Source organism: Lentzea sp. NPDC051213 (genome assembly GCF_044455585.1).
Classification (GTDB): domain Bacteria; phylum Actinomycetota; class Actinomycetes; order Mycobacteriales; family Pseudonocardiaceae; genus Lentzea.
This window is the reverse complement of sequence record NZ_JBITEX010000009.1, coordinates 235,945-253,012: the sequence shown is the minus strand read 5'-3', so window position 1 is coordinate 253,012 and position 17,068 is coordinate 235,945. Positions and strand designations below refer to the sequence as shown.

The following is a 17,068-nucleotide window of genomic DNA, read 5'->3' as shown; positions in this document are numbered from 1 at the left end:
ATCACCTCGACCGTCAGTTGATCACGCAACCATGGACAGAGCCATGGCAAAGGCGGAAAGGAAACGCTCGTGGTCGGTGGCGCCGGTCAGGCGGACGAGGGTAGGGCGGCCTGGTGCTGGCCTACCTGCGGCGAGTGCGTCATCGAGCGCCTGGCGGACCTGGAGTACGACGTCACCGTTCGTTGCGGTCACCGGTGCGCCTCCGCGGGCTCCTCAGCGTTGGCGTAACTGTGATGCGTTGATCCGCGAGGTACACACGTGGACACCGTTGACCTTGATCCAGGAAGACTCGCCATCGATGCTGCTGCTACGTAGGGGTCGCGAGCAGTGCCGGATCACGCCGCTGATCAACGCACTGTCATGCCGCAGCGGGTGTGATCGGGTAGCTGGCACACCGAGTGTCGCCTGTCGTCGAGGCATGACTCAAACAGATGCGTCGTCTCTTGATGTTGTGCTGCGGTTAGCGGCTGCCGCGTATCTCGGCCGCTACACGGGTGTCTCCCGGTTGCACTCGGAGCCCGATCTGCGGTTGTTCTTCACCTGGTGCGTCGAGCGTGATCTCCCGCCGCTGGCGGCCCAGCGGGCGCAGATCGAGTTGTACATGCGCTGGATGCAGGAAGTGCGCCGGTTCAAGCCCTCCAAAGTCTCGCGCCGCATGGCCGTCGTGACCGGGTTCTACCGGACCTGCGTGATCGACACAGTGCTCGAGCACTCACCCGCCGACTACGTCCGCCGACCACGAGTACCCAACGAATCACCTGTGCTCGGGCTTTCACACCTGCAGTTCGAAGCCCGGCTCGCCGCCGCACGCGAGTCAACCAACAAGTTCGACTTCGCGTTGATCGCGATGCTGGGACTGCTCGGCCTCGCATTTCCGAAGCCAGCCACGCCGATGCCGACGATCTCGGAGAAGAACACGGCCACCGGGTCCCGCTCGTACACGGAAAAGGCGGCAAAGAGACCCTCGTGCCCCTGCCTCTCGCGGTCGGACGGGCCATCGACCACGCCGTAGACGACCGGTCAGCGGGGCCGATCCTGCTCAATCGGCGCGCCAGGCGGATGGATCGACACTGCGCCACCCGCCGGCTACGACGGCTGGCCGAAGCCGCCGTAGTACGGCTGCCTCCACTGCATCCCCACCTACTACGACATACCTACGTCACCACCATGCTCGACGCCGGAGTCGATCTTCGCGACGTCTAAATCGCGGCCCGGCACGCCGACCCACGCACCACCATGCGATACCACCGCGCCCGCATGAACCTCGACCGCCACCCCAACTACATCCTCGCCGCCTACATGGCCTCAGCCACCTGACAACACACCTGCAACGAACCGGGCCGTCGTATCGCAGGCGCCCATGATGGCGGCCAAACTGGCAAGCCAGGAAGGAGTGATCGAGGATGATCGTCCGAGGATGGAGCAACGGATCGCCACGGCTCTCCGGTGCGGGCTACGGACTGCGGCTCTCCGCCGCGGATCGAGATCAGCACTTCCGCCGCGAATGGACATCCATTGAGATCGACCTTGGTCCCTATGGCGTGACCAACGTGGCCCTGTCCGCCTCGTTCTGGCGAGCCTGCACCGAATTGCGAAGCGCGGACGTAGGCCATTGGCTTGTCGCCCACCAGCTTGCGCCATGGCCGAAGGGTGTACCCCCGCACCTCAACCTCGAGCACCTCGGCGACGCCCGCGTCCGGCTCACCAAACCAAAATAGGCACGCGCTGGACGAATGTCCGGCCATGCCGATGAGCGGACGTACCTCGAGCACAGATTCGCCCGATGAGCGGATTTGCATTGAGTAACCGATGGCATGGCGCTGGTGTGCCGGCGGCGGTCGATCGTGCACGAACAAACGGGCTCAAGCAGCTAGCGCTTCAGGCCGTTCTCCTTCAGGGTCTTGAGTAGGCGCATCATCCGAGTGAACTCCGTCGGCGTGAGCGGTTGCCGCGACAGCCTGACCTCGCCGGGCACGTCGAAGGTCGCAACATACAGACCCTCATCACGGAACTCACGGAGCACCGCCCCCGCCAGGTCCAGGTTGCTTGCCCCCGGCCCGAGGCGTTCGGCGATGCGGCGACCGATCTCGTTGTTGAGTTGATCGGCGACGGTGTCCGCTTCGAAGAGCGCATTCCCAGGCGTGGATGCGAGTTTGAACGACCGACGGGTCGTGTCAATGACCGGATTGTTTTCGTGTGCGAATCCGACCTCGACGGCGCGCTGCCGCCCGTACTCTCTTGTGATGATGGCCTGGCCGAATGTGTGCCGGAAGGCATTCTGTTGGCTGCCGTTTCCACGAACGGTGCCTCGGTCGTCGGCCGACTGGCCGGGGAAGATGATCCCGGCTGCCGCGAGCACGGTGTCGTCATTCCGGGGCACGCCGAGATTAATCAGGAAGTTGGTCACGGTCTTGGTGAGAGACGACAGCAGCCACAACGCGAATGCCGGATGGCCGAAAGCCAGTTTCCTCTCCCGCTGCTCACGCGTCAGGGTCGGATCCGCATAGATCCCACCGAGGGCTGGATCGGCGGCGAAGACCTCTAGCTGGAGAGGACCCAGGAGTCGGGCGCTTCTCGGCGAGCCGACGATGCTGGGGGGAATCGGCCGAACCACCTTCCTTTTCGGCGGCGTCCGGGGCGGAGCGTCGAGTCTGTTCGACGTGGCCCGCTGAGTGTCGTCGATCCTCGGCTCCGCCGTGATCAGCGGTGGCGGGGTGAGGGGTGTTTCGGCCGGGCCGGCCACCACTTCACCGACGACGCTGTGGCCGGTCTGACTTGCCCAGGCTCGGGCCGTGGTCCCGGTGCCCAGGCCGGTCCAGCTCGTCTCGTATGTCGAGCCGTCTGCCCGGGCGAACCGCCAGACGTGGCGCTCCTTCTCCAGTTGCCCGTACTGACGGGAGAACGTCTCGAAGGCCTGCTGCTCGGGACGGCCGCCGGTAGGACGCCCATAGGTGCTGGGAGCCAGTGCCCGCAGGCGCGCCGACTCGAGTGCTGCGGCCTTGCCGGGATCGATCGTTCGATCCCGCGGTGGAACGGCTCGATCCGCGATCCTGCGCGGATCCAGATCACCCTGCGCCACCGCTCAGTCCGTTCCGACGACGACGCCGGTGCCATCGCTCACCACGATGTGCTTGTCGATGTCGGGGTCGTCGTCCTTCCCGGCGAACAAGCGCCTCGCCAGGCGGAGGTTTTCCAGCTCCTGATGCCGCACATCGGCCTGGACCTTCTTCACGTCGAGGGCGCGGTGGATCAGCTTGAAGTCCTCCAGCAGCGGATGCGTGCCTACGAGGGCCTCGATGTACAAGGAGGACGTCGGCACGATCACGAGGTCGGAGCCGGCCCGGGGGGAGGCCAGCTTCTCCACTAGCGCGGCCCGGATCTGCTCGTAACGTTCCTCGAACCGTTCCGGTTCCCGCTCGTGTAGGCAAGCAGCCAGTCCGGTGAGTTCCTCGACCGTGAGCTCGCCGAACTCGTCGGGGTCGCGCAGCACCAAGTCGTCGCCGACCTCGAGATATTCCTGCATCATGCGCAGTGTCAGATAGTTGTTCTCCTTGAGCGCAAAGATCGTGTAATTGCCCTTGAAGCCGAGCACCTCGTCGAGATCGGCGACATCGACCAGCTTGCGGTTCACCACAGTGGTCTCCGGCAGGGGCAGCTCGACAGCTCCGACCTCGCGGCCCAGCAGATCGTCGGTGAGGTTGCCGCCGTCCCTCAACACCTCGACCATGACGCCGTCGGAGGCGAACTCGACCATCGGGACGTCGATGTTGTAGAGCCGGAAGTATCGCTGATCGGGTGGTTCGTGACTCCACACCGCCTGCATGTAGTACAGAACGTTGTCCTTCACGTGCACCCGCAGTCGGTCGATCGCGGCCACGTTGTCGTAGTGCTCGCGCACGGCGACCGAGAGTTTGTCGATGGCCACCTGCAACGCACTCACGGCCAGCGTGAACTGGTCGAGCAGCCGGGCACGTTCGCGTTCGGCCCGATCGCGTGTCTCGTTCGCGTAGTCGACCATCAGCTGTGCCGCGTCGACCGCGCCGGTCTCGGAGGTGCCTGCGATGCCGAGCGGGTCGAAGATCCCCTTCACGATGTCGATCAGACCCTGTTGCTCTTCGGCTGAACCCAGACTCTGGACGGCGGAGAGCACGTCCCGCTCGCTCGCGCTGAGGATGCCCATCTGAGACCGCACCTGCACACCGAGCGCCTCGACGACCTTCTTCTGAGCCTCGGCGTTGGACTCGAGGATCGCGATGTTCACCTCGGCGCCGACGAAACTCTTCGTGAGGTAGTCGAGGACGGGACGGAACGAGTCGTCAAGGAGGGCCCTGCGCAGGATCCAGTCGTGAGCCACCAGCCACGAGTCGTCGATCGCATCTGGGGCCGGCACGTCGTTCGCGACCAGCGCGACCGGGATTAAGCCGTGCAGTCGTTCCCGGAGCCGGTAGGTGCGCTGCAGTTCGTACAACAGGTAGGTGACCGCGAGTTCGTCGTTCGGGTTCTGGATCTCGCGGAACGAGGTCTCCTCGAGCTCCGTGCTGCCCACCGTGTCGATCTCGGTGCGGTGCTGTTGGCGGTACTCCTGGGCGCTCTTGTGCACGTTCTCGTGGAAGGTCCGCTTGGTTTTCTGCGACTCCTTCTCCTGCGACCCGGCGACGAGCTGGCCGGCGGTGACCTTCATCGTCTGGTCGCTGCCGAAGCTTTCGTTCGCGGTCAGCTGGAAGTTCGTCTTCTTGGAAGCCTTTTCGACGATCTCGGACTCGGCGCGGCCGGTGTCAGCTGTCTCGTTCCGCTGAGTGCGGAGGTTGTCGTCGACCTCCTTTTGCGCCCGGCTCCGTTTGTCGACCCGGCGCGTGGTGTAGCGCTGGACCTCCTTCGGGGCCAGTGGAATGGTGGTGATCAGGTCGCCGACCTGGTAGCTCTGCGACTCCCAGGTCTGCCGGTAGGTGGTCAGGACGCCGAAGTTGACCGAGTCGGCGGCGAAGACGTCGAACGCGTAGGGCTGTTTGAGCATCCGGTCGAGGTCGCGCAGCAGGTTCTCGAGGCGCGATGTCCCAGTGCCGTTTCCGTCGGCGATTGCCATGTCAGGAGTCCTTCTCCCAGCGGAAGATCACCCGCATGCGGTCGGGCATTTGGTCCGGCAGACCTGCGAGCAGGTAGTACCCGGTGTGGACGCCAAAACCTATGCCGGGCGCGGCTTTCTGGAACTCCAGCACGCCGTTCTGCAGCTGCGATGTGTAGAGCGGCAGCAGGTTGTAGCTGCTCTGCTGCCACACGCCGGTGTCGCGGGGGTCGTTGGAGATGCGGAACTTCGAGATCTCGTTCCCGCGGGTGTCGAACTCCCGGAACTCGATGCCCTTCCACCACCAGGCCTTGGGGCCGTTCTCGATCACGATCTCGACGGTGCCGGCGGGGGCGGTGTCTGGTTCGAACCGCACCACGATCACGTCGTTCCCGACGGGTAGGGGGCCGGGGAACGAATCCCAGGTCAGTTGTGTTTTGCCAGCGAACAGGTTGCCGATCGCCTCGATCAGCGCGCCGCCGGGGTTGAGGATGGCGTCGGCTAGCGGATCGCCGGTCGGGCCGCCGAGCAGTACGGTCTTCGCCACGTCGACGGCGGTCGTGCTCTGGCTTACCGGGCTGCCACCAGACACAGCCGGCCGAACCTCACCGGGTGTGGCGTCGACCGTGATCTGCGCGAGGTCGCGCACCTCCTCCATCAGGCGTTTGAGGTCATCGAGGGTGTCGATGCCCTGCGCCTCCGGGTCGAGGCCGGCGAAGGTCTTCAGCTTGACCGCCTCCTCGTACAGTTGCCGGCCGGTCGATTCGAGCTTCCCGTCGAAGACCTCTGTCCACACGCCCTGGAATGCGATCCGCAGGCTGGTGAAGTCGTGGTACGACGTGACGTCGGCCGGGCCGGAACGCAGTTCGAAGGTGGCCAGGCCTTTGCGGACGGTGCTCTGGTCGGCACGAGCAGGCACCTCGAAGGCCGGGGCGGTCTCCGGGGTCCGCATCGCCGCGAGAAGCTCCTTGATCTTCGTGAGCACCTCGGGCCAGTTTGGTTCGTCGTTCGGCGGATCCTGGGATTTCGGGGGTTTGGGTGGCCCGGCGGCCTGATCGATGCCTAGGTCGCGCGGTGTCGATAGCGTCGTGATTGCGTTCAACAGATCGTCGGCCTGTGCCTCCGCGTGGCAGACCGATAGCGGATCGGACGGCGGCAGCGGCACCGAGTCGCGCAGCCGCTCGAGAAGCACAGTCAGCGGAACCCATCCGACACGCTGGTCGTTCGCGTCGCTGGTGTCGATGGTCTCCAGCAGAGCTGGCGTCAGGTGAAGGCGTAACCGCCCGCCTTCCGACGACGCCCTCTGCTGCTCGAGCGCTCCGTTGGTCTGGACGGTCTGCAGTTCGAACAGGTCGTCGCCTGACGCGAAGTAGGTTGTCTTACAGCGATCGACCTCCGAGATCCGACCTGGGTAGAAGCCGGAGAAGGCGGTGGCCGCCTCTGCCCGCAGTTCCAGAGATTCGGCGGTGATGTCGACCAGCTTGTCGCGCAGCGCCTCTCGCACGACATGGTCGCTGTCGAACAGTTGCTGGACCGCAGCGCCGTACCGCTCGACTGGTGCCTCGACCGTCGGTGGTCCGGGCACCGACGGGCCTTCTTCGATGGCACCAGGTTCCATCGGTTGTTCGGACATGTCGCGCCCCCGTGAATACGGACGAAGATTTTCAGCCTAGGCTCAAGCTAAATTTCCTGACAAAGTCATACTGGATGCATCAGCGGCTCTTATGCTCGCGGGCATAGTCGGGGTCTGAGTCCGCTGGTTTCCAGTAAGCGGACCAGGTAGTTGGTGAGATCGAGGGAAGCAGGGGCGGTAGTGGCGTACGTGTTCGAGGCGGTCAGTCCGCCGGAAGTGTAGGATCGGTCGAATTCGGTTGACGTGTTGGCGTCGACTCCCGGCACTAACATGATCAACGACTGCGGCGCCGATATTGTGCGATCTCGCCCTCACGTAAGAGTGACCTGCGGTAGAGTTGTCCGAATCAATCAAGCGTTACGCCAATCGTGCAGATCGACTCTGCAAACGGCGCTGGTTTACGCATGTCATCCAACGCGGCCAGTCGGCGTTCGACTAGGGTCTTAATGCTCAAAAGTGTCGTCACTGGTCATGTTGTACGCGTATTCCATGTGGCCGACCGTCTATTTGTATCGGTTATGGCTCGTTTTGTTGGCAGGTTCTTCGTCGTTAGATCTGGCCGTTGCGCCGTTCGTACGAATCGGTTAGCTCCAGGAGGCACTGCGTGCTCATGGGTTCCGCTCGCCTGAGCCGAGCCACGGAACCTGGGAGGCCGGCGCACTCGCCAGCATCACCGAAGCCGTCACCCACTACCGCACCCTCGCCAACACCAATCCCAACGCATTCCTACACAACCTCGCCTCCTCCCTCAACAACCTGGCGAACCAGCAATGCGAGCCTAGGGATAACGAAGCGGCTCTGGTCGCTTGGGAAGATGTGTGGACGGGCTCGACGCTACGTCGAAAGTTTTCCTCGGAATCGAGAGATATCTATGGAGATCCCAAACGGTTCATCTGACCCATCGACACTCCCCGATCGGCTCTGCACACGCCCCACCAGGCTGCCACCAATCCAACTCCACGACCTCCGACACGGAGGCAACGGCGACGCTGACGGACAGGATCTACGTGAAGGTGCCTCAGGAAACGTTGGGTCATTCGCAGATCCAGACCGCCGGCAACCCTGTGCACGAGCTCGCTGCCCAGGGTGCCCCGCGACGCGCGGGAGAAGACGATCCACCCTGCTTCGGACACCGTCCAGGAAACCTGGCCACCCAGAACGCTCGGGCACCCACAAGATCCACACGGCGAATTCGAAGATCAGGAAAATGATCAAGAGCAAAGCAAAACCCCAGCTAGACCGAGGTCTGTCTGGGGTTTGTGTGGCGCGCTCGACAGGATTCGAACCTGTAACCTTCTGATCCGTAGTCCTTCGAACTACGTGATTCTGCGTCCGACTCAGTCCGCTGAATCCGTATCTGTGCAGATCAGACGTCGATCGCGTCCACACAGTCCGTAGGCGTTCGTACAGTTCTTGAACGTCCGGGCACCCCCAGGGCACCCATACGGGCAACCCAGACAGACCTCCACGGTCCACAACGGACCGGCCAAGCCAGAACCAAAGTGACCTCGGTAGCTCTCGCGCGCGCCGAGGCCGGGCATTGGACCTCGGAGGTTTCCGACATGCACATGGGTAGTACAGATCACGACCGCAAGCCCACCGGCGCCTCAGGCAGCGAAGGTGGTGCTACGAACACCGAGGCGATCCGGAGCCTGCTCGACGTCCCGAACCTGCCGCTCGAAGAGCTGATCGAGCAGTGGTCCGCGGCACGGACGCGAAGCCTTCTTGCGACGGCGGCCTACCAGCGCCCGCCAGAGGTCGACGATCTGCTCAGCGAACTCACTTACGCGACGCACATTGCGCGGGAAGTGATCTCCGGCCGCTGGTGCGTCGTGGCCCAGCTGCTTCGTGCCGGCGCTGACGGCACGAGCTCCTGGGCGGTGATCAGCGACGCGATCGGCATGACCGAACTGCAGGCCAAGGACGGATTCCACACCTGGGTAGCCAGTCAGAACGATCTGCGGCACAAGACCGGCAGGTTTGGATTCACCGACACCGAAGCCAACACGCTGCACCACCTCGCCGAGGCGGCGTCCTGGTGAGCATCGAAGCGATCCACTGGGCGCTCAACGTCGCGCCGATCCCACGAGACCGGCGTGACGCCTCCAGCCTCGCCGCGGTTCTCATTGGGCTGGCCAACCACGCCGGCCCAGACGGGTGCAACGCCTTCCCTTCCATCGACACCCTCGTGCACTACACGCGCCTGTCCGAGCGCACTGTCCGCTACGCGCTGCGGACGCTCGAAGAGCTCGTGCTCATCCGATCGTCCGATCCGGACATCGTCGCTGCACACATCAAGCGCGCAGACCGCAGGCCCAAGGGCTACGACCTAGCGCTACGACCTTTCTACGTAGCTGTGGACAACGTGCTTCACGAGGGGCAAGCACTGCCTCCCGTCGACCAGCACGAGGGGCAAACACTGCAGGAGCGGGGGGCAAACAAGGGCAGCACGAGGGGCAATAGCTGCCCCCGAACCGTCCCTAACCGTCCAGGGAACCGTCCCGTGCGCGACCTCGAACGGCCCTGCGGTCAGTGCGACGCCCGCCCCAGCGACCCCGTCTCGGCACGAGTGGTGTGGCTGGACTCGGAGAGGTCCCGCTCGACCTTCTGCCCCCGCTGCCACCCCCGCATGACGCACCCGGCGGAGGCGCACCGGTGACCGCTACGAACGGAGATCTTGTGCTTCAGGTCCGGCAGGCGCTGGACAAGGCTCTCGCCGAGGGCCGCCCCGCGCCAGGCCGCCCCACCCTGGTGCGGATGACTGGCGACACCGATCACGCCGTCCGCAAAGCCCTGGCGGAGCTGGCGCCAGAAGACACCAGCCCTGGCACCAGTGGAAACGCCGACGGCCGACTGGTCGCGTGGGCCGGGTTCGTCTTCGGCTCGGTCATGTCCATCGCGGCCAACGTGCTGAGCACCTGGCTACCGGCCCAGTACCAACCCGCCGGTTGGTCACCAGGCCTGGCACCACAAATCGGAGCCGCGGTCTGGCCCATCGGGCTGCTGCTGTCGATCGAAGTGCTCTCTCGGGTCCGCTGGCCAGGTGGCTGGCTCTGGATCCTCGCTCGGTTCGGCGGCATCGGCGTCGTCGCCCTTGGGTCCGCGATCATCTCGTACGGCCACCTGCGAGATGTGCTGATCGCGTGGCACTACGAACCGCTGGCGGCTGCTGTCGGCCCCCTGGTACTCGACGGCCTCATGGTGATCTCAGGGTTCGCCCTGTTGACGATCAGTCGATCCAAGCGAGCTGCCGAGCGCACATAGATGCGCTCCGCACGCGACTTGAGGCGCAACCCAGGTCGCGAGCGGCGCCCGGCACGGCGCTCCTCTGGCGTGTTCGCCTGGCGCCCTCGCGCCAACACCCGACCACGTTCCGCCAGTGGACACCGCCGTCACCAGCCGGCCAGGCCGACCGAAGCCGCTCGTTCTTCGGCGATGTCAGCGACCAAGTTGGTCGACCCGCTTGCACGCACCTGCAGAACCTGCTTTGCCGACCACACGACCAACAATCAGGAAGGCGCAACAGCATGAGCACCAAGCAACTCGATGGCCGCGAGCTCGTCGGCCAGAACTGGCTCTACGACGGTCCGCACTCCTCGGACACCGTCATGGAAGCCGCTCGCGCGATCGACGAACTGGTGACCTATCTCGGGAATGCCACCGGCCCCGGCAATGGCAAGACGACGCTCAAGTTCGGGCCGACTGTCTACCGCGTGCTCGGCGCGCTCAGCGGCACTCTCGCAGGACTCGATCAGGTCCTGGAGCAGCTCTGCGACGCAGAGACTCGCATCGGCAATACCGCCAAGGCCTACGACGACCGACGTGACCGCCCGGCCGCCGCCACCACCTGCGAGGTCGTGCAGCTCGTCAGATTCGCGCGCAAGCACCTGGAGTCCGTGCACTCCCACATCGCGCTCGCGCACAGTGCCGCCTCGCACATCGGCCACGACTGACTTCCCAACCACAACCTAGGCACTGCACGTAGCGGGCGAAGGGCTCTTGCGACTCTATGGACATGCACACGTACCTCCTTTCGTAACCAGGGCGCAACAACCGGCGATACACCCACACCTGGGGGAATAGGAAGGGACCGTGATGGCGGAACGGGACCTGACGTGCATCGGGGCGTGGCTGGTGCTCACCACGTCGGTGGCCGCGCTGCTGTCGGCCGGGGTGATCAATGTTCTGCTCGCGATCACCGAGTCCGTGTTGTGGCCGCTGGTTCCCGGCGTGGGCTGGCCGGTGATCGCCGCCGTCGTGACAGCGTTGGCGCAGGCGGCTACACCATCCAGATCGAGAACGCGCCACGCGGCACGGGTGCCAATGGACGCAGGAGCCCCAGTTCGTCCTTGGTGAAGTACAGCCGCCACCTTTCGTGCGCGAGAGTCCGGGCGTGCCCCGCCAATCGCCTCGTGCTTGATGGCCTCTGGTGGATGGCCGGCGCGCGGAGAACCACGCTGCTAACCATCCCGACCGCAGTTGGCCTCCCCGCCGCGGGGACGAGATTGCGGGCCATCGCAGTGACGTCGGCGCAGGTCACACGACCACCACCGGCAGGCGTTCAGCCGATCAGGCGATCAGATCGGTGGTGTGGCCGGGTGGTTGTCTGGCCCCACGGCCCGGAACCACTCAGTGCGATGCTCCTGGTTGACGCTGGCGACGTTGCCCGCCCTCAGCGCGTTGGCCGCGTCGGGTGCCACGACGTTGCCGCATTCAGCGGCAGGGACCTTGAACCAGCCCGAACATCCGTTGACGCACGGGTGCTTCATCTCGGTCAAGATCAGCGCGCCATCTGGACCGGGCACCGGTTGCTGCCAGGTCATCGTGCCCGTTTCGTCACACAGATCACAGGGATGGTCAGGCGGCACCACACGCGCAAGCATTCACCAGCGATCGGTTACGTCCGAATCGCGCCACCGGAACGGGTGAAGAACTGAACGATTACCGTCTCGTCGCGACTTGGTCCTCAGCGGCTAGACGGGGTATGCCGCTCGGCGGTTCGTTTGGAATCGTTCGCCCTTCACGCGGGTGGAATGAACCAGGTGAAGATGGCACTACGAGCCAGGTAGGGCGTGGCGCCCGACTCCAGCACGACGCGTTGGATGAAGCGGTGCAACGGATTGACGCCCCAATCACCTACCCCGAGGGCCTGTGGAGCTCGCTCCGCAGGCCCTCGCCGCACCCGTCAGATCTATGCCAAATCGCCAGAATCAGCCAGAACCAAAGCGCGGTCCTGTTCGACCCGCGCGAAGAGGTCACCAAGGTCTGAAGCCCGATCGAGCACCTCGTCTGCGGTGAACCTCAGCTGCTCCGGCTTTCGGCAGTTGCGGATCTCGGTCCAGGTGACTGGTGTGGCGACGGTTGGCTCGTCGCGGCCGCGCAGCGAGTAGGGCGAGATGGTGGTCTTGGCGGTGCTGTTCTGGCTCCAGTCGATGAGCACTTTGCCCTCGCGGCGGGACTTCGCCATGTTGGCCGTGATCTGCTCGGGTGCCTCCCTCCCGAGGGCTGCCGCGATTGCTTTCGCGTAGTTCGACGGAGCTTGCGCGCTGTTCACCTCGATGCCCGCATAGATCTGCAGACCCTTCGATCCGGACGTGGTGGCCACCGGCATAAGCCCATCGGCGACAAGCACCTGGTGCAGCCGTTCAGCTACCCGGCAGCAGTCAACGATCGTGGTACCGGGTCCGGGATCAAGGTCGAACACGAGTCGATCCGGCAAGTTGGGCGTACCGTCAGAAACAGTCCATTGAGGAACGTGCAGTTCGAGCGCGGCAAGGTTGGCGGCCCACACGAGTGCAGCGAGTTCCTCCAGCAGCGGATAGCGAACGATCTCGTCAGCGTCGGCTCTACGTCGTGAGCCGCCGCCGCGCAGTGACACGGTTGGCAGCCAGCCGGGTGCGCTTGCGTCGGTGTTCTTCTGGAAGAACATCTGGCCGTGGACCCCGTTGGGGAAGCGGACGAATGTGACTGGCCTGTCGCGCAGGTGCGGCAGCAGGACCGGTGCGATCCGGCTGTAGTAGGCGATGACCTCGCCTTTGGTCGTGCCGTCCGGGTACAAGGGTTTGTCCAAGTTGGACAGCGTGAGCGTGCGCCCGCCCGCGTTCACCGTCACGCGGCTGCCGATCTCGGGCAGTTCGGCGGCAGGCTGTGGGCTGGGGCGACCAGGTTGCGGTGTGGTCACCTCGGAGGGATCGCGGTCAGCGCGCAGGCCACGCCACGCGGTGTGTCGCAGCCGGCCGTCATCGCCGCGGGTGAACTGCCGGAACCGAACCTCGCCGACCAGCACCGGATCCACCCACCGGGCTCGCACCACATCCTCACGCGGGGGTGTGGCTGCGAAGGGGTGATTGGAACGCTCCAACGGTTGTAGCCGGTCGCGCAGCTGATCGCGGTCCAGCCGGGTGAAGCCGGTGCCGACGTCACCGATGTAGACCAGCTCGCCGGTGTCCGGGTCGTGCGCGCCGAGCAGCAAGCCGCCCACGGTGCCGGTAAACCCGCTCTGGCCGGGCCGCCATCCGCATACGACAACTTCCCACGTCTGCACCAGCGGGTGCTTGCACCAGAAGTCGGGCCGCTTGCCTGGGATATAAGGGGAATCGAGGCGCTTGGCAACGAGTCCTTCGTGACCTTCCGCGGCGACGCGCTCGAGCAGCCGCTGTGGGGTCAGGCGTTCGGCGGCCAGCTCGTCGGCCGTGAAGGACGGCACCACGGCGACCTTGAACAGATCGGGCATCGGGAGTTCGGTGAGCTGGCGGCGCCGCTGCTCGTACGGCTGGCCGAGGAGGAGCTGGTGATCGAGTTGCAGGAGGTCGAAGGCCAGGAAGCGGGCGGGAACGTCGATGAACGGTTCGTCGCGCTTGGCGGTGCGGTGTTTCTGGAAGCGGCCGCGTCGTTGCTGCAGCAGGCCGAAGTCGATCTGGCCCGCCTCGTTGTAGACCACGACCTCACCGTCGAGCACCGCGGCGCGCCCTCGCAGCGCCGCGGTGAGCACGCCGATCAGTTCGGCGAACTCGGCGGTGAGATCGAGGCCGTTGCGGCTGGTCAGCATCGTGGTGCCGTCTGCGGCGATCCGCATCGCCACGCGGTAGCCGTCCAGCTTGTACTCATACGCCCACTGCGGCCCCTCGCGCAGGTGGCCGCCGTCGGGCTTGGCGAGCATCGGGTCGATCCAGGCAGGAACGGAGTCCTGTGCCACACGCATGGCGACCTCCGCTCCCAGGACGTTGCTCAGTCGCCGGGAATCCGAAGGTAACCCGATCGGCCTAACTTCGCGCGTCAGCGCCGATCGGGATCGCCAGAACTATCTAGAGCTTCCGGAGCACGTGGAACGGCACTAACTGGTCGGCCACATACAGCTTGTCGCGGCGGCCATCGGCGTACCCGATCTCGTAGTTGACGACACCGAGCCAGTCGCCCTCGACGCCGGGGAAGCGTCCGTGAAGCCGCCCTGGCACTACGCCGGTCAGGTCGAGGCCAGTGGGGATGACGTGCTTCTCGGCACCGGGCCTGCGGGCGAACAAGCGGTCCAGGCTGACCGCGACGCCGGTGAGCACAGCCCTCCGGCCGTGCACATCATCGCCATCCCAGATGGTGAACGGGCTGCTAAGCACGTCGACCGTCGCTCGAAGTCCGTGCCGCCTGCGGTCGGCGCAGGGCGAGCTCGAAGTAGAGCTCCTCGGACAGCTCGGCTCGCTCGGGAGCGGGTGCCGTGGCCGTCAGCCGCCAAGAGTGATCAACGCTGTCGGTGGCACAAGCCAGGCAGCGGATGCGAGCCTCACCGTCTCGCACGACCGCGCGGAACTCGGAGTGGCCGAGGGTGTGCCGGCCGAGCTTGCATCTCGCTGGTAAGACGGCGACCAGCTGGCCGGTTGAGTCGTACCTGCAGGTGAGGTTTCCGTCCATTTGGGACGGTTCGAGCAGCTGCCGATCCATGACGTGAGAAGCTACCACCGTATTCGCACATATGTTCGGCTGGACGCGTGCGGCGCCCTGTGTTGGCTGAGGGGCGAGTCCGGGCCGCACTCGAGTATCGGAGTCGGATTGCCGTACGGATCGGTTCTCGGTCGGGGCTGACGACCGCCACGCGGTGCGGAAGCTGCGTTCGTCGTGCACAAGCGCCTCTAAGGAGCCAGATGCAGCCGATCCCGCTGCTCGAACGCGCCGACGCCGCGCTCATCCAGGAACACCAGCCAGTCCCGCAGCGCCCGCGCGTAGGCCTCCCACGTGTTCGGCGACAGCGCGCCCGACGTCGGCAGTTCGCGCAACCACTGGTTCGCCGCCACCACCGGCCGCGGGCACCTCGGCCCGTCCTCGAACAGCGAGTCGTCGTCCACGAGGACCGCATGCCGGTCCGCACCAGCGGCTCGAACTCGACGTCCCACGACTCCCAGCCGTCTGATCGAAACATGATCACGTGCATGACGGCGGAAGCTAGACCCGTTACGCCGCAGCGCACAACGCGCTACCTCGGCGTTCGCGATGACCCAAGCACCGGACGTGCGACACAGAGAAAGTGCACGCCTAATACACGGCCGCCGCCCCGTCACGCCGGGAAATGCATGGTGCGGTCGCCGAGCACGAACACCTCTCCGCGCACGTGCCTCCTCACCGCGGTGAGCAGCGCGGTGACTTCCACCTGGCGGCCCTCTGAACTTAACTCGCTCGTAGACGGCATCGGCCCGAGACCATCGATGTTGCGGGACTCCTGAGCGATGATCTGGCCGGCGTCCAGCACCTTCGTGGCGTAGTGGGCAGTGGCGGCGATCGTGCGATTGCCGTACTGACGAACGCGGGCGTACGGGTTCGCGCCCCGGTGGCGCTGAGTGTCATCGTGGTGGGCGTTAATCACCGTTACGAGCCGGCACACCTCCTCCGGCACGATCTGCATAAATCGCGCCATGACAACCAAATCCGCATCTGTCCGCTTGATCAGCTGCACCAATTCGGCGTGTGCGGTCACGGCGCCGTCAGGGTCCGCTGGCCAGTCGATGTGGATGTACGGCACGCTGTAGACCTCGACAAGTCCTCGCAGCAGCTGATGATTGGACGCGACGGCGACGATGTCACCGTCCAAACGTCCTTGCTGCTGCAACGCCAAGAGTCCGTGCACGCAATGGTCTGTGCGGCTGGCCAGCACGAGGATCTTCGGGCGTTCCAGACTTTGAACCTGCCAGGCCTCCAGCAACCAGTGAGATACGCGGCTCTCAAGATCTGCCTGGAGCTCGTGCAGCCCGGCCAGGCACGAGAACTCGATCCTGACGTACGCCAACTTCTTGTCTCGATCGCTGAACGCCCGGACGTTTGTGCCCAGCCTCGCACCGAGGCCACGCAGCCAGCTCTCCAGCGAACCCCGCAAGTCGGTGTCGCAGGGGCCGGCAATCATCACTACGTACGACCGCATCATCGGCGCACCTCCGCACGGAGTTCCCAGCGAGAGAACAGCAGCAGAGCGATCGCAACCACCGCGAGTGCGCGACACGGCGAAAGTGCAGACCTAACGTGGTGGACGGTGATGACCGGGACCAGCTCGCACAGTGCCGGCGGCAGGATCTGCATGAACCGGGCCATCACCATCAGGTCAGTGCCGGTGGCCTTGACCAGTTCGGTGAGCTCGGTGTGCGCGGCCGCGACGTCGGTGGGGTCGCCGCCGGTCACCGGCCAGTCCAGGTGCACGAACGGCACCTTGTAGGCCTCGACGAGCGGGCGCAGCGCCGCGTGGTTGGCGGCGACGGTCACGATGTCGCCGGCCAGGCGGCCGCGCTGGTGCAGCGCGAGCAGCTCGTGCGCGCAGTGGTCGGCGAGGCTGGCCAGCACGAGGATCCGTGGCCGGCGCCGTGACTGCAGATGCCAGGCTTCCAGCGGCCAGGTGCCGGCGACGCCGCGCAGGTCCGCCGTGAGCGCGTCCACGCTCTTCAGACAGCTGAACTCGATGCGCGCGAGCACGACGTCCTGGTCGGGGACATCGATGATCCTGATGTTGGTGGCGGGCACGGCGCCGTGCCCGCGCAACCAGCTCAGCAGCACGTCGAGCAGGCCGATTCGGCGCGGCTGGGCGGCCAGCAGCACGTAGGGGTCCATCACCGGCCCGCCTTCGCGCCGGCCGGGCATGGTCGTGGTGAGCGCCAGAACGTCGGCGCGGCCGCCGCGATGACCAGGTAGAGCACGACCAGCAGCGCCGTGCCGGTCCGAATCCGGATCGTGTCCAGTGTCCGGCGTGCTCGTTGGCCGTATGGCGTGCCTTGCATGCGCGTCCTGCCTTCCCCCAGGCCCGGCGGGGCAGGGACACGCTGGTGCCGCTGCTCGACCGCGAGGCCGTGTGCCAGGTTGGAATCCAGGTCGCGAGCGTCACGGACGGCGCGGTGCCGCACATCCGT

Annotated in this window: 18 protein-coding genes; 7 read left to right on the top strand and 11 right to left on the bottom strand. The window is 65.4% G+C overall.

Annotated elements, in window-relative coordinates:
- The first annotated feature begins 606 nt into the window (after positions 1 to 606).
- Together ACIA8G_RS35425 and ACIA8G_RS35420 are read left to right on the top strand one after the other, a co-directional pair.
- Positions 607 to 1,203 carry a tyrosine-type recombinase/integrase gene (locus ACIA8G_RS35425; protein WP_396423290.1) on the top strand — a complete coding sequence of 199 codons (597 nt, stop codon included), beginning with the start codon at positions 607 to 609 and terminating at the stop codon, positions 1,201 to 1,203.
- A gap of 200 nt (positions 1,204 to 1,403) precedes the next feature.
- Entirely contained in the window at positions 1,404 to 1,718 is a 315-nt protein-coding gene (locus tag ACIA8G_RS35420) for a hypothetical protein (protein ID WP_396423105.1), read from the top strand.
- 152 nt (positions 1,719 to 1,870) lie between these two features.
- Here the strand turns inward: ACIA8G_RS35420 and ACIA8G_RS35415 are convergent, their stop codons facing one another.
- From ACIA8G_RS35415 to ACIA8G_RS35405, 3 genes are read right to left on the bottom strand one after another with little or no spacing between them, the layout of a single operon-like run.
- Positions 1,871 to 3,079 carry a hypothetical protein gene (locus tag ACIA8G_RS35415; protein ID WP_396423104.1) on the bottom strand — a complete coding sequence of 403 codons (1,209 nt, stop codon included), beginning with the start codon at positions 3,077 to 3,079 and terminating at the stop codon, positions 1,871 to 1,873.
- Between the two features lie 3 nt (positions 3,080 to 3,082).
- Positions 3,083 to 5,083 (bottom strand): hypothetical protein, encoded by a 2,001-nt coding sequence (locus ACIA8G_RS35410; RefSeq protein ID WP_396423103.1) that lies wholly within the window; start codon positions 5,081 to 5,083, stop codon positions 3,083 to 3,085.
- Between the two features lies 1 nt (position 5,084).
- Positions 5,085 to 6,695, bottom strand: coding sequence for a hypothetical protein (locus ACIA8G_RS35405; protein ID WP_396423102.1), 1,611 nt, complete (start codon positions 6,693 to 6,695; stop codon positions 5,085 to 5,087).
- Positions 6,696 to 8,197: 1,502 nt separating this feature from the next.
- On the opposite strand from ACIA8G_RS35405, the gene ACIA8G_RS35400 reads away from it, so the two are divergent.
- The 5 genes from ACIA8G_RS35400 (at position 8,198) to ACIA8G_RS35380 (ending at position 11,051) form a co-directional block, all read left to right on the top strand.
- Positions 8,198 to 8,737 (top strand): hypothetical protein, encoded by a 540-nt coding sequence (locus ACIA8G_RS35400; RefSeq protein WP_396423101.1) that lies wholly within the window; start codon positions 8,198 to 8,200, stop codon positions 8,735 to 8,737.
- Positions 8,734 to 9,354 (top strand): helix-turn-helix domain-containing protein, encoded by a 621-nt coding sequence (locus ACIA8G_RS35395; protein ID WP_396423100.1) that lies wholly within the window; start codon positions 8,734 to 8,736, stop codon positions 9,352 to 9,354. Before ACIA8G_RS35400 ends, ACIA8G_RS35395 begins: the two co-directional genes overlap by 4 nt.
- Positions 9,351 to 9,959: a DUF2637 domain-containing protein gene (locus tag ACIA8G_RS35390; protein WP_396423099.1), complete on the top strand. Its 609-nt coding sequence runs from the start codon at positions 9,351 to 9,353 to the stop codon at positions 9,957 to 9,959. The genes ACIA8G_RS35395 and ACIA8G_RS35390 overlap by 4 nt, the downstream gene beginning before the upstream one ends.
- A 263-nt stretch (positions 9,960 to 10,222) precedes the next feature.
- Entirely contained in the window at positions 10,223 to 10,648 is a 426-nt protein-coding gene (locus ACIA8G_RS35385) for a hypothetical protein (RefSeq protein ID WP_396423097.1), read from the top strand.
- A 142-nt stretch (positions 10,649 to 10,790) separates the two neighbouring features.
- Positions 10,791 to 11,051 carry a hypothetical protein gene (locus tag ACIA8G_RS35380; protein WP_396423096.1) on the top strand — a complete coding sequence of 87 codons (261 nt, stop codon included), beginning with the start codon at positions 10,791 to 10,793 and terminating at the stop codon, positions 11,049 to 11,051.
- A 221-nt stretch (positions 11,052 to 11,272) separates the two neighbouring features.
- Here the strand turns inward: ACIA8G_RS35380 and ACIA8G_RS35375 are convergent, their stop codons facing one another.
- The 8 genes from ACIA8G_RS35375 to ACIA8G_RS35340 form a co-directional block, all read right to left on the bottom strand.
- On the bottom strand, positions 11,273 to 11,518 hold the full coding sequence (locus tag ACIA8G_RS35375) for a hypothetical protein (protein WP_396423095.1): 246 nt from the start codon (positions 11,516 to 11,518) through the stop codon (positions 11,273 to 11,275).
- Between the two features lie 368 nt (positions 11,519 to 11,886).
- On the bottom strand, positions 11,887 to 13,896 hold the full coding sequence (gene ligD, locus ACIA8G_RS35370) for a DNA ligase D (RefSeq protein WP_396423094.1): 2,010 nt from the start codon (positions 13,894 to 13,896) through the stop codon (positions 11,887 to 11,889).
- 103 nt (positions 13,897 to 13,999) lie between these two features.
- Positions 14,000 to 14,305 (bottom strand): hypothetical protein, encoded by a 306-nt coding sequence (locus tag ACIA8G_RS35365; protein WP_396423093.1) that lies wholly within the window; start codon positions 14,303 to 14,305, stop codon positions 14,000 to 14,002.
- Positions 14,298 to 14,627, bottom strand: coding sequence for a hypothetical protein (locus ACIA8G_RS35360; protein WP_396423092.1), 330 nt, complete (start codon positions 14,625 to 14,627; stop codon positions 14,298 to 14,300). Before ACIA8G_RS35360 ends, ACIA8G_RS35365 begins: the two co-directional genes overlap by 8 nt.
- Before the next feature lie 188 nt (positions 14,628 to 14,815).
- Positions 14,816 to 15,076: a site-specific integrase gene (locus ACIA8G_RS35355; protein ID WP_396423091.1), complete on the bottom strand. Its 261-nt coding sequence runs from the start codon at positions 15,074 to 15,076 to the stop codon at positions 14,816 to 14,818.
- Positions 15,077 to 15,237: 161 nt separating this feature from the next.
- Entirely contained in the window at positions 15,238 to 16,098 is an 861-nt protein-coding gene (locus tag ACIA8G_RS35350) for a formyltransferase family protein (protein ID WP_396423089.1), read from the bottom strand.
- Positions 16,095 to 16,772, bottom strand: a complete 678-nt coding sequence (locus tag ACIA8G_RS35345; RefSeq protein WP_396423088.1) for a formyltransferase family protein — start codon at positions 16,770 to 16,772, stop codon at positions 16,095 to 16,097. Before ACIA8G_RS35345 ends, ACIA8G_RS35350 begins: the two co-directional genes overlap by 4 nt.
- Positions 16,772 to 16,939, bottom strand: coding sequence for a hypothetical protein (locus tag ACIA8G_RS35340; RefSeq protein ID WP_396423087.1), 168 nt, complete (start codon positions 16,937 to 16,939; stop codon positions 16,772 to 16,774). The genes ACIA8G_RS35345 and ACIA8G_RS35340 overlap by 1 nt, the downstream gene beginning before the upstream one ends.
- Positions 16,940 to 17,068: the final 129 nt, after the last annotated feature.